The 15,574-nt window shown below is 39.6% G+C and carries 10 protein-coding genes; all 10 read left to right on the forward strand.

The features are described from left to right. On the forward strand, positions 1 to 1,356 hold a 1,356-nt coding region (locus DBR40_RS23530; RefSeq protein ID WP_148090181.1), incomplete at its 5' end, for an RHS repeat domain-containing protein. A gap of 6 nt (positions 1,357 to 1,362) precedes the next feature. Continuing rightward, a complete protein-coding gene (locus DBR40_RS23535; protein WP_124562186.1) occupies positions 1,363 to 2,073 on the forward strand; it encodes a DUF4262 domain-containing protein in 711 nt (236 codons plus the stop codon). Positions 2,074 to 4,016: 1,943 nt separating this feature from the next. Further along, complete coding sequence (locus DBR40_RS23545) at positions 4,017 to 4,433, forward strand: type IV pilin protein (protein WP_124562187.1); 417 nt, start codon at positions 4,017 to 4,019, stop codon at positions 4,431 to 4,433. After that, entirely contained in the window at positions 4,433 to 4,960 is a 528-nt protein-coding gene (locus tag DBR40_RS23550) for a hypothetical protein (protein WP_124562188.1), read from the forward strand. The genes DBR40_RS23545 and DBR40_RS23550 overlap by 1 nt, the downstream gene beginning before the upstream one ends. Continuing rightward, positions 4,950 to 6,374, forward strand: a complete 1,425-nt coding sequence (locus DBR40_RS23555; RefSeq protein ID WP_124562189.1) for a GspE/PulE family protein — start codon at positions 4,950 to 4,952, stop codon at positions 6,372 to 6,374. Before DBR40_RS23550 ends, DBR40_RS23555 begins: the two co-directional genes overlap by 11 nt. Then, complete coding sequence (locus tag DBR40_RS23560; RefSeq protein ID WP_124562190.1) at positions 6,375 to 8,318, forward strand: type II secretion system protein GspD; 1,944 nt, start codon at positions 6,375 to 6,377, stop codon at positions 8,316 to 8,318. 2 nt (positions 8,319 to 8,320) lie between these two features. Next, complete coding sequence (locus DBR40_RS23565; RefSeq protein ID WP_124562191.1) at positions 8,321 to 9,511, forward strand: hypothetical protein; 1,191 nt, start codon at positions 8,321 to 8,323, stop codon at positions 9,509 to 9,511. Position 9,512: 1 nt separating this feature from the next. Next, on the forward strand, positions 9,513 to 10,058 hold the full coding sequence (locus tag DBR40_RS23570) for a hypothetical protein (RefSeq protein WP_124562192.1): 546 nt from the start codon (positions 9,513 to 9,515) through the stop codon (positions 10,056 to 10,058). A 388-nt stretch (positions 10,059 to 10,446) separates the two neighbouring features. Continuing rightward, positions 10,447 to 14,052, forward strand: coding sequence for a hypothetical protein (locus DBR40_RS23575; protein ID WP_124562193.1), 3,606 nt, complete (start codon positions 10,447 to 10,449; stop codon positions 14,050 to 14,052). A gap of 34 nt (positions 14,053 to 14,086) precedes the next feature. Then, on the forward strand, positions 14,087 to 15,574 hold a 1,488-nt coding region (locus tag DBR40_RS23580; RefSeq protein ID WP_233603972.1), incomplete at its 3' end, for a DUF6443 domain-containing protein.

Below are 15,574 nucleotides of genomic sequence, written 5' to 3' on the forward strand. Positions count from 1 at the left end.
GGCAATAACCTTGGCGAAACTATTAGTTATGATGTGATGGGTAATATTACCAGTTTAACCCGTGATAATTTTGGTACCTACAACTATACGGGTTACGATGGGAACAGGTTGACAGCCATTAGTGGTTTTACCAACGGTACCTATAGCTACGATGCTAATGGTAACCAGAAAACCAATACGGCTAGGGGTATTACCAACATTAATTATAATTACCTTAACCTGCCTGTTTCGGTTACTGGTCCGAATGTTAACTATACTTATACTGCCGCTGGTGAAAAATTGCAAAAACAAGCAGGTGGTATCACCACCAATTATATCGATGGTATCCAATACACCAATAACAGCATCGATTTCATCCAAACTGAAGAAGGCTTGGCCCGTAGAAATGGTAGCAGTTACAGTTATGAATATAACCTGAGCGATCATTTGGGGAATGTAAGGGTTACTTTTTACCGTAATCCAAATACTAACCAGTTAGAGGTATTGCAACGTGATGATTATTATGCTTTTGGTTTGAGAAAAGAGCCGGTTGCAAAAGCGGGGCTTAACAAGTACCTTTACAATGGTAAGGAGTTACAAGAGGAGTTAGGCCAATATGATTATGGCGCAAGGTTCTATGATCCGGTGATTGGTAGATGGAATGTGGTGGATCCTATGTCTGAACTTGATCGAAAGACAACGCCTTATGCTTATGCGTTTGATGATCCTATTCGCCATACAGATCCAGATGGAATGTTTGGAGAGGATGTTAATGAAGATTTTGATGACGGAGAAGATCCAAAGCCAAAACAAACAGCATCAACAGGTGTGTTAACTGTTGGTGGCGCAATTTTAAGAGGACTCGCTACTATAGCTGAAGGCGTAGAAGTTGTCGGTGTGGGGGCATCAACTGCTATTGCAGGGGTTGTTGTGGGAGTTTTTTTACCCCAAGATATGGGTTCCAATGGATGGAAACCGTCTCCTTCAAAACCTAGTTCGTTAATCATTCCTACTATTGTTTCTACCACTGCAACATTTAAACAAATTGAAGAGCGTATTAACAAGGTAAATGAAGCAAAGAAAACTGCTTCAGAGCCTAATACAACAGCAAGAGGTACGGCAGGAAAACTTGAAAAATCCCCAACTGGTAAAGGAACAGTTCCTCCAGCAGAGAGAGAAAAGAAAAGAGTTCCTACAGCTAAAGAAAAAGAAGCAGAGAGAAAAGCTAACGATAATAACTGCACAAATTGCGGTAATAAAACAAAACCTGAAGATACAAGGTCACATCATTATCCAAAGAGACATGCAGATGGAGGAACAAAAACTACTCCTGTCTGTAAAGAATGTCATACTTATTTACACAGTACAAAAAAATAACTAATAATGACAAATAAGGAATTTTTAAATATTATCAGAACAAATATTGATAAAAATGGCTATCACATTACGCTCGTTAATGGTGGACAGCATCCAGATTTTTCTTACTCTATTGGATTAACTGAAGAGCTAGGTTTTGAATTGATCATGGCAGGAGGATTTAACTCAGTGAAAGATAATGAGGTGGTATTTGATCATGTAATTAGTCGATTGCGATCTGGGTATATCGTTGATTCTAAGTTTTCATTACCTAACGAAAGTACCTTTTACTTGAGGAAGGTAGACCCATCTTGGGCTGAAAAAATGATGTTGGGCGTATATGATTATTATGATACAAGTAAAATTATCGCTTATCAAATTATTCCAGTAAAAAGAACACTAGATATACCATTAATGTCGGAATCTAGGAACCTAAATGATCCTATTTGGAAATGGCTTGACGCAGATTGGAATATAAAAGCACCAGTAAATTCTTATGTAATTACTGATTTTGATGCGTTAACAGGCAAGACAATAACCGAACTTACTAGGTGGGAAGAAGGTGTATGGGAAATGTTTTCGGGGCCGGGGCCAGATGTTAAAGAAGAAGATATTAGAATAGTTCCGTTGGGAACAATTTTGGGGATAGATACTACATTATGGCCAATTATAGATCTGTCTATAGGTGAAGGTTTATGGAGAGAAAGTAAAGATTCAGACTGGCAGAAGTGGGAATAGCTTCATGGAGAGAAATATACCTATCTAGTCTTAGCGTCTCGCCAAGACCAAAATGTAACTTACATAACAAAGCCCAATAAAACTGTTGGGCTTGTTATTTCTGCAAGAGTTCTAGTTTAATTAGCCTGGCTTTAATTGCTCCATAGGTACGGGAATGTAGTTTAGCGAGTTGAGTTATCTTAATGTCTTCGCTGAAACGTTGTGTAAGCAATGTATCTTCTTCCTCACTCCATGGCATTCCCTAGTTTCCTTTATCGGCGAGGGCTTCGAGTTCGTTAATGGCGAAGAAAAGCGCCCTAATGATTTGGGGCTGGTTGTATGGGCTATCGGCAGGAAATACCTCTCCTGTTATGGGATTGGTGCCTAAATCATGCCTTAAGAAAAATCAATCCCAAGTTAAAGAACGCAATCCAGATCCGTCAAAGTGTAATTACCGAATGGCTGAAAGAAAAAGACTTAAGAACGGTTCAGTATATGGCTGGACATCGTTATGTGAGCAGTACAGAGCGTTACCAAACAAACAATTTTGAGGACTTGAAAGAAGCCTTGAACAAACATCATCCATTGAAATAATAGCCTGTGTGTTGGGTGTCAGTCTGAGCCCCGACGAAGACCCCGGGCAAAAAAAACAGTCAGCTCGTTCCTCACTTTAATACAGGGGAACCACTTGTTTTTAAATACCCAATAAAACAAGCAGTATTGGTTGAAGATATAATTATACTTATTTTAAATATTCCTGCTAACGAGGTGTACAACCAAAATGTATTTGGAATAAAATTGTGCGGAGATTTTTTATGGCAAATAGGGAAAGTTGAATTAATCCAAAAGTCGAAAGATTGCCCTTATGTTAATGTGAAAAAAATGATATGGATCAAATAGTGCTGTTTAACTGGTGTGATACAGCAATAATTATTAACCCAAAAACGGGTGAAGTCTCAGATAAATATAATACTAAATAAACTCCTAGTCTGACACAATTCCGTGGGATGTGGGAAATGGATAAAATTGTGGCAAAACCAGGAGATATAAACCTATCTAGTTTTAGCGTCCCTCTAAGGTATTTTACTGATGCCTGTCTCACAAAATAGATAAAGTTGCAATGCCTGGCGATATAAATTGCCGGTCATTGCTATTTGTGTAGGAGTTCAAATTTGATTAGCCCTGCTTGCGCCGTATGTCCTGAAATGGAATTTAGCGAGCTGGATAATCTTCAGAGCGCTCAATGCCTAAAAAACTATCCCTTCACTAGTGCAAGTCTTAGTGTTTTAGGAGGTGTAAGCGGATGACTTGTGCTTAAACAGATTACATTTTAGCCTGGCCTTAGCGCCAGGCTTTTTGTTTTTCTGGACAGAATTAAACCAATGGTGGCATTTATACCTACCACTATAAGCTAAGCGATCATTTGGGTAACGTACGTTATGCTTTTGATGTAATGAACGGCAATATACATCCTTTACAGAAGAATGACTGCTATGCTTTTGGGAAAAGAAAAACTTCATTTCAGGGTCTGTAAATAATAAATACCTTGTTAGTCCCTTATTCGCGTAAGTCTTTGTGTAAGCGGATGACTTGTGCTTAACAGATTTTATATTTAGAGGCTGTTGTCCGGTAAAGGACCGTCTCTTGTTTATTTGTGGGGGGCAATCCAGATCTGGTCTTTAGAGGCCCTTAAGGTTTCGAAGACTCCTATTAGTAATTGCGGCCATTTTGTATTCGTTACCGGGAGGGGAGGATATACTTTGTTAAAGACAAAATTTTGCAGAATTTTAATTGTTAAAAAGTAAACTGATTAGCCATTCCAGATTTCGTCCTTCACGCTAATGTGAAATAATATCATTTGATTTCTGTTGTTCGTCAAAAATATTGGGAAAATTATTTATTTCTTTGCATTTTACACCCTCGTCTTATTAAAACTAAGCGGGCCAAAGAAATTAACGTGTACAATGAAAATAAATACATCTAAAAAACTCAACGCTTATACCCTTACGGAGATTCTGATTGTACTGGCCATTATTGGCATATTGATCTTGCTGGCATTGCCTAATCTGATGCCGCTGATTACCAAAGCCAAAACAACCGAAGCTAAAATGCAGCTGGAGCATGTGGCTAAGCTCGAGCAGAGTTACTTTTACGAACATTCTAAATATTCTGTGGATTTGCTCGAAATCGGGTTTATCCAGGAGAAGCTAACCTCAGATGCTAAAGATGGCAAAGCCAATTATAAAATCGAAATTACAGCGGCTACCAACAATACTTTTACGGCCAAAGCCACAGCTGTTGCCGATTTTGATGGCGATGGTACTTTCAATGTCTGGCAGATAGACCAGGACAAAAACTTAAAGGAAGTAGTTGCCGATTAATGTTTTTGTTGCAGGGTGGGATTTTTATGCTGTTAGCAGGCATGGTTTATCAGGATTTTAAGTACCGGGGAATTTACTGGTGGATGTTTCCGGTACTTTTGCTGGTTATGGCAGCTGCTTCAGTACAGACACTGGGTTTTACGGCTACAATTTCACAGGCAGTAAAAAGCAGTCTGTTTTTAGCTTTGCAGTTTGCGGTACTCACTGGCTATATTTCGATCAAACAAAAAAAACTAACCAATATATTTGATGGCTTTTTCGGTTTAGGAGATTTGTTCTTCCTGGTGGTACTGTGTTTTGGTCTTTCCTTTTTAAATTATGTGCTTTTTTACCTTTTAAGTCTGATGCTGATTATCCTGGTGACGGCAATTTTTGGATATCAGTCTAGCGCTCATGGTAAAAAAATACCCTTAGCCGGGTACCAGGCTTTGATGTATATGATCCTGATAGCTGTTAGCTGGTATTTTCCGTTTATCAACCTGCTTGCTGATGATAACCTCATAAATTTGTTAGGTTATGGAAATTAAACCTGAAATACTGGGATTGATATCCAAGGAGTTTGCCATGGAATACCGTGTATTTCCGAAAGAACGCGGAGCAAACGGCAATTTGGTGTTGTGTTGGGATGGCCTTGGCGATCAGGATCAGCTTGTTGATGAATTGCAGGTAATGCTGGGTTGTAACATCTCTTTATTACCCCTGGACGAACAGGAAATCAGCAGGTTGATCTCCAAATATTATCTGGGCGATGTGCCGGTAGAAAGTGATGAAAAGGAGGTTTCGGTAATCTCTGCCAATGATGATTTTTTAAATGTATTGATTGAAGAAGCCAGGCGGTTAAAAAGCAGTGATATCCATATCGAAACTTTCGAAAAACGCTCGCGCGTTAGGGTAAGGATAGATGGGATGATGATTGAACGTTACCAGATCGAAAAGAAAGATTATCCTGCGCTGATCAATAAAATCAAGATCATGGCCAACCTGGATATTGCCGAAAAGCGTTTACCGCAGGATGGCAGGATTCAGTTTACCTCTTCACGTTTTGCGGCTTTCGATATCAGGGTATCGGTATTGCCAACCCTTTATGGCGAAAAAATAGTGCTCAGATTATTAAATAACAGTAGCACAGATATCGATTTAAATACCCTCGGTTTATCCGAACAGGATATGCAACATTATATGGAAGGTGTGCAACGGCCAAATGGTATTATTTTAATTAGTGGGCCAACCGGATCGGGAAAAACCACTACGCTTTACGCTACATTAAAGCTTTTAAATAAAAGTACACGGAATATCCTCACCATCGAAGATCCGATTGAGTATACGCTTGAAGGTGTAAACCAGGTGCAATTAAAAGAAAATATCGGATTAGGTTTTGCGGCCACATTGCGTACCTTTTTAAGGCAAGATCCTGATGTAATTATGGTAGGGGAGATCCGTGACCCCGAAACGGCTAATATGGCTATCAGGGCGGCACTTACCGGTCACTTGGTATTGTCAACCATTCACACCAATTCTGCCTGGGGAACCGTATCGCGTTTAATGGATATGGGCATACCTGGCTTTTTGGTGGCCAATACGTTGAACACCACTGTGGCCCAGCGCCTGGTGAGGCTGCTTTGCCCGAGATGCAAAAAAGAAGAAACGCTTGAGGCAGGGCGCTATCCGCGGCAGTTTACCCCACCTAAAACAGTAAACACCCATTTTGTTGCTACCGGTTGTGCACATTGCTATTATACTGGTTACAGCGGTCGGAAGGCTGTTTATGAGGTTATCCCGATTGATGCCGAGCTCTCACAGGAAATCAGGAAAGGGAATATGGCTATTGAGCCTATCCTTGAAGAGAAAAAAATAAGTACACTATCTAAAAATGCTTTTGCCTTATTTGCCGATGGACTAACCTCCATGGAAGAAATTTACCCTTTGTTACTCGCTATCTAAATGAAGAATAAAACGATACTCAAAATGTTGATGGGTTTGGCCTTTATCGTCTTAAACCTATCCGTTTTAACCACCTCGGCCCAGGTTACCAGTCAGGAACGACTAAAGGCCATTGAAGAACGCCTCAGAAATCTCTCGGTAACCGTACCTGGGTTAAACCAGCCTGTTCAACTGTCGATGTCGGGTGCCTCTGCACAGGAGTTTTTAAGGGCACTGGCTCAGGCCAACAATCTGAATATCAATATCGATCCGCAACTGAACTTTAAGGTTTATACCAATTTCCGTAATGAAACAGCCATGAATGTGATCTTGTTCATTGCCAAAGAATACGATCTGGATATTAATCTCATTGGTTCCATCATGTCGGTAACCAAGGTGCAAACACCCAAGCCTGCAGTAATACCCAAAGATTTTCGTGTTAACTACAATGCATCAAACGAATACCTGGGGTTTGAACTCAATAACGATACCTTAAGCCAGGTAGCGAAGAAAATTAGCCAGCTTTCGCAAAAAAATGTGGTGGTCCCTGTGGCACTGATGGGCAAAAAAGTAAGTGGTTTTATTGCTGCAGCTCCTTTTGAGGTAGCGTTAGAAAAACTGGCTTATGCCAATGAGCTTAAAATGAGCAAAACCAATGATGGGGTATTTATTTTTCAGGCTTTAGGCGAAGGCGAAGAGCTTTATGTAAACGGCGATCAGGCCACAGCAGTAAAACGAAGTAATAAAACTGCGGCAGGGCAAGGACCCTCAAATTTTAATTTAAGTGGCCGAAAAGATAACCAGGGCAACCGCATGGTAAGTGTTGATGCGCTGAATACACCGATACTGGACTTGATTAAATCGGCCTCAAATGAGGTAGGTGCCAATTATTTTATCTATTCAGATATTAAAGGAACGGTGAGTACCAAATTAAACGGGATTGGTTATGATACTTTTCTTACAGCCTTATTGCAGGGGACTGAGTACACTTTTAAAAAAGATGGAGGTGTGTATTTGATTGGCGATCGAAAGCTAGAGGGGTTAAGGGCCAACAGGATTGTGCAATTGCAACACCGCTCGCTGGATACCATTCAGATGATGATCCCGTCCGAATGGAAAAAAGGTGTTGAGATTAAAGAATTCAGGGAACAGAACACCTTGTTACTTTCGGGGGCTTCTCCACAGGTAAATGAAATCGAGAATTACATTAAACAAATCGATCGGGTAGTACCCATGGTACTGATAGAAGTAACGTTAGTAGATGTAAGAAAAGGAAAATCTGTTAAAACCGGTATTTCTGCCGGGGTTTCTGATAGCGTTCGGACGGGTGGTACGATATTACCGGGTATCGATTATACTTTTGGAGCCAATTCTATTAATAATTTTCTTTCCAAACTGGGCAGGAATGGTTCGGTAAACCTGGGGAGGGTAACCCCCAACTTTTATGTGAAGCTCAGTGCGCTCGAAAATAATAATAATGTCGATATCCGTTCGGTACCGAAATTATCAACCTTGAATGGCCACTCGGCGAATTTAAGCATCGGAAGCTCGCGGTTCTATAGTCAGAAAACCCAAAATGTGATTCCTTCGTTAAACGCGCAAACGGTGGTAACCGAGCAGTTTACTGAGGTGAATGCAAATCTCGAAATCGATATCAAGCCTGTTGTTTCGGGCGATGACCAGGTTACACTGAACATTAAGGTAAACATTTCCGATTTTATCGGTAATCCGCCTTTAAATGCACCACCACCCAAATCAACGAGCAAATTCAGTTCTATTATCAGGGCTAAAAACGAAGATATGATTGTACTGGGTGGTTTAGAACGAACTGAAAGCAGTGAGAATGGTTCGGGGGTGCCTATTTTATCACGGATTCCAATATTGAAATGGCTTTTCAGCAGCAGGGAGAAATCGAACAACAAAGTGGTAACACTGGTATTTATTAAACCTACAATTTTATATTAGGCATGTTCGAACCCTTTGAACAAATACTGGCTATTGAACTTGCCTTGTTGCAAAACGAAACCTATCGCTGCAGCTATGCGGTAATTACGCGTAAAGGCGATAGCATAGATGCTGCAGAACACCATACGGTAGAAGGTACACTGGTAAAAGTACTCGAACGCCTCCCACGCAAAATTCCGGTTACACTGGCTATTAGCGGCAAGGGGATAATACATAAGCAGGTTAAGGGGAGTGGAACAGAAAATAAAGATTTGTTTAGAACAGCCTTCCCTTCTGTTGAAAGAAAAGATTTTTATGTACAGGAGGCTTTTTCAGGCGATCTGGTCTGGATCAGCATCATCAGAAAAAGCCTGGCCGATGATATGGTGGGGAAATTGCAAACCGCAGGTGTGCATGTTTATGCTTTAAGCCTGGGGGCCTTACCGGTAATTTCGATATGGAAGTTGTTAAGCGGAACGGATGAAGGATTTTCGGCTAGTGGGCACCAATTTAATGTTGATCAAGCAGGTGCATTATCCGGTTATCGCTATGCAGAAGGAACAGAAAATATTGGCAATTTAAAACTGGGCGATACCAAACTCAAACCTGCTTTGCTGGTGCCCTATGCTTTGGCCTTTCAGCTTTTTTTGCACGGGAAGTTATTGGCAATTAAAGCAGATGATACACAGGTAGACAACCGTTTTAAAGATTTTCTGGAACTATCAAAACTTAAGAAAAAAGCAGGAATTTTTGTTTTCGCCTTATTAGGCCTTTTAGTCATTAGTTTTTTAGCACTAACCCATTATAATTCCGAGAATGCAAAATTAAACGAGCAGGTAGGCGCACTTACAGCCACCGCCGACCAAAGCGACCTGCTTAAGAAAGAAATTACTGGACAAAAAATATTGTTAAACAAACTGGGCTGGAATGGCGGCTATAGCCATGCTTTTTTGCTGAACGAAATTGGTAGCAGCAAGCCCAGGGCGCTTACCTTAAACGAGGTTGTATTCGATCAGGTAAAAGAAGAGGTTGCTGGGGCAGAAGATGTGCTGGCATTGGTAAAGATAGCTGGCGAAACCGCTAACCTGACGGCGGTAAACAACTGGATATTTTTGCTTAAAGAAAAGAAGTGGGCAAAAGAAGTTAAGCTCCTGCGTTACCAGCAGGACACAGAATCAGAAAATTTTGAATTTAATCTTTTGATCCAATATTAATATGCTCGCCAAACTAAACCTGAAGAATAAGAAAATCGTATTGGCTTTGCTCATGCTGGCTGTGGTATACCTTGCCTATCTGTTTTCTTTCGAAAAAGCCATTTCGGCGGTTGCCTTAAACCAGCAGTTAAAAGCTGCGCAACAACCCGGACAGGAACCCGATGCGGCTTTCCCTCAACTGGAACGCAAACATGCTTTCTACCAATCGGTATTAAAAGGCTATAAAGTAAGGCACGAAGACCGTGAAAACCGCTTATGGCAATCGGTATCGGCCATGGCCATTGCCAAAAATGTGGAGATCAATTTTAGCCCCAATATTAATGGTGCAGAAAAAGATACCAGTGAAATTGCACGGGGTATAGTGGCTCAGAAATTCATCTTCAAGGGCAGTTATTTCAATATTGTTAAACTGCTCGATACTTTAGCCAAAAGCCGGGGAATTGGCAAAATTGCCGGTGCCAAACTGGTGAAGAAAATCGCCAATGGCAACGAAGAAAAAACAGATAAACTTAGTCTCGAACTGCAGCTTGTAGGAAAGGAGAATTAAGGCTTTTTTCTGTTTTTTTAAAGGAATTTTTGGCGTTTTACGAAAGCTCAAAATCACGTTCGTCAAGAAAAAGGTATAGAATATCACTCGAAAAGTATCGTTCGTCAAAAAGATTTCTCTATTAATGAATAAAACAATAATCTTGAAAAATTAAAAACTATTACACTTCTGTTAAGTGCATTCAAGTAATAAATAAAACACCGTTCATTTTATCTTATTCATTTAGGGTAAATAATAAATAAAGATTGAGAAGATTTGCTTGTGCTATTTTGAGAATAAAAAAGGCTAAGACAATAATTGTTAATTGATTAAATCTAGAATATTTAATTAAATATTAGCAACACAAGAAATAAGATAAACTTACTCTCAAAAAAAATAAACTATTTAAATGAAAAATTTCCTGTTATTTCTTTGCCTCGGTTTGCATACATTATGCTACTCTCAAGTTACTCCCTCTCCTCAAACCGATATTCCAAATATCCTACCGCCATCACCAACTGCTTCGGATTTGGGGAAGTATGCACTTGTGAGTTCCAATATGTCATCCGGAGGTGCTAAAAGCAGTATCCCACTGTATACCTATAAAACGAGGAATCTATCATTGCCCATTAGTTTAGACTATAGTGCCGATGGCTTTAAGGTTGATCAGGTTTCTTCAAGGGTAGGGACAGGATGGACACTCAATGCCGGTGGTGCTATCAGTAGGACAGTTCTTGGCAACCCTGATGGAGGTGGGTTTGTTAATCCACCAACAGATTTTCCAGGTACAACGGGTTCTGCTTTGAATTCTTACATTAACTCATCAATAAATGGTTATGATACGCAGGCCGATATTTTTACCTTTAATTTTTGCGGTAATTTTGGGAGGTTTATCATTTATGACGGAGGAATAAAAAAGTTAGAGCAAAACAACCTTAAAATCGAAGGTGATATTAATAGCGGGTTTGTCATAACAAGTGCTGATGGAATAAAATATCATTTTACAGCAATAGAATCTTCATCCTCGGTTAATTCGCTTAATCCAAAGTACCGTGCCGAAATAAAAAATGCATGGTTTTTAACTCGTATAATACATCCTCTGGGAGATTTTATAACGCTATCCTACTCGAATTGTGAATTTAAATATATGGCCTCTACCAATCAAACTTTTATTTATTTTGATTATTCGAGTTTTGATGGACCTGATGTAGAGCCAACGCAAACTAGACCAGCTGATAAAGAAGATCATAGCTATACTGTTATAAATAATAAAGGCGTATATCTTTCTGACATTAGCAGCAACTCCGCTACTAATGGTTATCTGAAATTTAATTACGAGGAAAGAGCAGATCTTGTTGGAGATTTTTATTTGCTCAATATTGGTTTATATCGAAATCAAAATCCTTCTATAGCCGATATTCCTTTACAGAATATCCAACTTAATTACAATACCATAACTACCTCATCTTATTATCAAAACCAATATACAAACTATGTAAATAACCTTAATGTGAGTAAGCGATTGTTTCTAAATGCAATAATTGTAAATGATAAAAAATACTTATTTGAATATAATGATTTAGACAAGGTTCCTCCAAGACTTTCTTTTTCGCAAGATCACTATGGCTATTTTAATGGAAAGAATAATAAAACTCTCGTTCCTGAGCCAGTTAATCCCATAATAGCAAATGCTTTTAGATATGAGGGCTATGGAGATCGTAATCCTGATTTCGCCTATTCAAAAATAGGTTTATTAAAACGCATTACCTTTCCAACAGGCGCAAGTGAAAGTATTGACTATGAGGCAAATTCAGTTTATATGGCAATGGATAAGAATTGTGATGTTCCAGATTCCACTTTCTCCGTATATAAAGAGGCTACCTCAACACTAAAGCATAATATAATAGTTTATTCTGAACCTTTTACAGTTACATGTGCAAGTACAGTGAAAGTAAATATTGGGTGTGTCCCTATGAATAGGGCATCCAATGGACAACCAAGTTACCCAGGTGGAGAATATTTAGTTAATGCAGGGCTGGCTGATGCAGAGGATTATTTGCTGGGTTTTACACAATTTACTGATGGACAAGCAGTTGTGGATCAGCACAAGGTTATATATGTTTACTTTCAGCCCGGAACATACCGTTTAGCGGTGAAGGTTAGAGGAGATGCAAGAGGTTATTGTAACTTCACTTATACAAATAGTTACCCTTTTACCGGAAATAAGGAAGTAGCTGGTGTAAGGATTAAAAGAGTCATAACTTTTGATCCGATAACTGCCAAACAAACTGTTAAAAATTATAACTATAATAATTTAGTAGATGGGCATTCTACGGGGAAAATGGTAAGTGAGAAACCAATATATCAAAGTAGAACAAGAACTTTTAGTAATTATGGAAATTACTCTTATGTTACAAAACACTTCCTTAAATTCTCATCTGGGAATGTTTATGGGATTAGCGATTTAACAGGCAATCATATCTATTATGATCGGGTAGTGGAAAGTATAGGCGACAATTATGAAAATGGCGGTATTGAACACGTATTCCTCAATGCTACTGATGGTTACCCAAGTGCACTAATGGGAAACTTCATTGAAGGCGTATCTTTCTCTAATACTGGTATCAATAGCCATCAAGAGATAGAACAAAATAATTTTACTAAAAAAAATAATGAATATATTTTTATTAAACGTGTTAAAACAACGTATTTGGATGATACACGGCTTGAAGCCTTGTATCCTTTCTATGTATTCACAGCAGACCCTGGCGGAACTACTTTAAATTTACCTAAAAATAATTTAAATGATTATGTATACCTTAATGTAAATCAATATAATTTATTTTCAAGATGGACATATCCAATAAAAACAGAAACTATTTTATATGATTCAAACGGCCAACAGCCAATTTCCTCAATAGAAGAGTTTCAATATGATAATACTGCCCATCAATTATTGACTAAAACAATACAAACAAATAGCGATGGTAAAGTGCACTCAACTATTAACCGTTATGCACATGAGATGGTTGCGTCTGGAAATACAATTCCTTATCAGGAAATGATAAACCGGCATATTTTTAATCCTGTGATAGAGTATGAAGAATTAACTGACGGATTAAAACGACAAAAGATTATTAAAGAATACCGCCGGGGGTGGGAAGTAAATGATTTTATTTTACCTGAAATCGTTAAAAGTCAATTTAAAACCTATGATGTAGAAACGAGGCTTCAATACTATAAATATGATGAGAATGGAAACCCATTGGAAGTTGCCAAGGCAAATGGGCCAAAAATTAGTTATTTGTGGGCTTATGATAAATCATTATTAATAGCAGAAGTTAAAAACTCAGATTTCACAAATGTTGAGAATATTTTAGGCGGAAAATCTGTTGCTGATGCTTTTCTAACAAAACAATTTCCTTCTGAAGAGGAGGTGCGGAGTTTCATATTGCCTCTTCGCAGCCATGTTGGTTTATCAAACAGCATGATAAGTAGTTATATTTACGACCCTTTGATTGGTATAAAAGTGAGTACGGATACAAAAAATCTAGACAACTTTTTTGATTATGACCTTTATCAAAGACTACTAAATGTAAAGGATAGAAACAACAATATAGTTAAAAATTATAGCTACAATTTTTTAATAAATGATCCGATTTGGGAAGCTACGGGAAATAAAAGATGTGTCGTAGATATAAATAATAAAAATACCGGTATAGAGGAAGCCGAGCAAAAGGATATTAATCCAATAAGTGTTAGTTATAATAATTTGAGGTGGATTTCTTTAGGTCAAACGAATGCCTGCCCGGTAGATGTGCCATGTCATGGAATAGACCATAAGGTTATAAATGGCGAATGCGTAGAAGGTATAAAAGTTTACACAAGCTCAGTTAAAAATGGAGTACGTGGAACTACTTATACTTGTGTTTATCACTATGAATGGACTGATGGAACCAGAAGTATTGATTTAATAGAGGATGCTCATAATGGCCCTTGTACGGTTCTTCAATAATTATTCATAAATCTTAATTAACAATCTACAGCTCATGAAATATCTAAATATTCATTTTTGCGCAGCAGCGCTATTGTTGCTTGGTAGCCAGGTATTTGCCCAAAAGGTGGTATCGGTGCATAATGGCGAAAGCGAAATCAGTGCGCCTTTGAGTGTAACGCTGGTTGATGGTTTCCAGACCACCGGTGCGGTGCGCATTTTTACCACGGGTTTGAGCTACCTGAACTGCCAGCCGTTATCTTCAACGCCGAGTGCTAACCAGAACTACATCCTCACGCGTAGCTTTAAGGTAGCTGTAACCGATACTACTTTAGGCAACAGCCGTAATGTATGCGAGGAAAACCAGACCATCCAGTATTTGGATGGCTTAGGCAGGCCTTTGCAAACCGTGCAGGTACAGGGCAGCCCGGGTTTTAAAGATATTGTACAACCTGTGGCTTACGATGCTTTTGGCCGTGAGCAATTTAAATACCAGCCTTATGCTGCACAAACAGGTACCACAGGCAATTACCGTGCCGGTGCACTTGCCGATCAGCTTGCCTTTTACAATGGTCCTACAGCAGGGGTAAAAGCAAACGCTTATCCTTTTGCCGAAATACAGTTCGAAGCCTCGCCACTTAACCGCGTATTGCAGCAGGGTGCCCCAGGCGAAGCCTGGCAAATCAGCGCAGGCCATACGCTTAAAACCGATTATGGTACCAATGTGTTGGATGAGGTAAAACTCTGGACGATAAACGGTGCCGACAATGGGGCAACAGCCGGGGTTTACCTGCCGGGCAAATTGTACAAAACCATTGTTAAAGATGAGAACTGGCAATTTACCGACGAAAAAATGGGTACTACCGAAGAATTTAAGGACTTTGAAGGGCGCGTGGTATTAAAAAAGGTCTGGGAAACCAAAATTAAGAGTCTGAGTACCTATTATGTGTATGATGATTTGGGCAACCTGCGTTATGTATTGCCACCGGCTATAAACGAGAACGGGCAAGCCTTGAACAGTTTTGACGAAACCCAAACGGTTTTCGACCAGTTTATTTACGGCTACCATTACGACGGCCGCAAAAGGGTAGTGGAGAAAAAGATTCCGGGCAAGGGCTGGGAGTTTATGGTTTACAACAAGCTTGACCAGGTGGTATTTACCCAGGATGCCGTGCAGCGGGGCAACGGCCAATGGTTATTTACCAAATACGATGCCTTTGGACGCGTAGTGATGACGGGTATAGAGAAGAATAGCAGTCAGCTGCGCCCTGCACTTCAAACGGCAGTGGACGGGCAGAGCGGGCTTTTATGGGAAACACGCTCAGCGGATTACTATGGTTACAGCAGCAATACCATTCCCCAGAGTGATGTGGTATTGACTAACATTGATGTACTGAGTATAAACTATTACGATGATTACGACTTTCCGGACAGCTTTGGCCAGCCAGGGTCAGGCCAGGCACCAAAAGAGCGGACCAAAAGCCTGCTGACCGGTACCAAGGTAAAGAACCTGGGTACAGGCGCCATGCTGCTGACGGTAAAT

Origin of the sequence: Pedobacter sp. KBW01, from assembly GCF_003852395.1 — a bacterium.
In the GTDB taxonomy this organism is placed as follows: Bacteria; Bacteroidota; Bacteroidia; order Sphingobacteriales; family Sphingobacteriaceae; genus Pedobacter.

What these genes read in the sequence shown, in the direction of transcription:
- DBR40_RS23535 (WP_124562186.1), top strand. Translation starts at nt 1,363, where the DNA reads ATGACAAATAAGGAATTTTTAAATATTATCAGAACAAATATTGATAAA.
- DBR40_RS23545 (WP_124562187.1), top strand. Translation starts at nt 4,017, where the DNA reads ATGAAAATAAATACATCTAAAAAACTCAACGCTTATACCCTTACGGAG.
- DBR40_RS23550 (WP_124562188.1), top strand. Translation starts at nt 4,433, where the DNA reads ATGTTTTTGTTGCAGGGTGGGATTTTTATGCTGTTAGCAGGCATGGTT.
- DBR40_RS23555 (WP_124562189.1), top strand. Translation starts at nt 4,950, where the DNA reads ATGGAAATTAAACCTGAAATACTGGGATTGATATCCAAGGAGTTTGCC.
- DBR40_RS23560 (WP_124562190.1), top strand. Translation starts at nt 6,375, where the DNA reads ATGAAGAATAAAACGATACTCAAAATGTTGATGGGTTTGGCCTTTATC.
- DBR40_RS23565 (WP_124562191.1), top strand. Translation starts at nt 8,321, where the DNA reads ATGTTCGAACCCTTTGAACAAATACTGGCTATTGAACTTGCCTTGTTG.
- DBR40_RS23570 (WP_124562192.1), top strand. Translation starts at nt 9,513, where the DNA reads ATGCTCGCCAAACTAAACCTGAAGAATAAGAAAATCGTATTGGCTTTG.
- DBR40_RS23575 (WP_124562193.1), top strand. Translation starts at nt 10,447, where the DNA reads ATGAAAAATTTCCTGTTATTTCTTTGCCTCGGTTTGCATACATTATGC.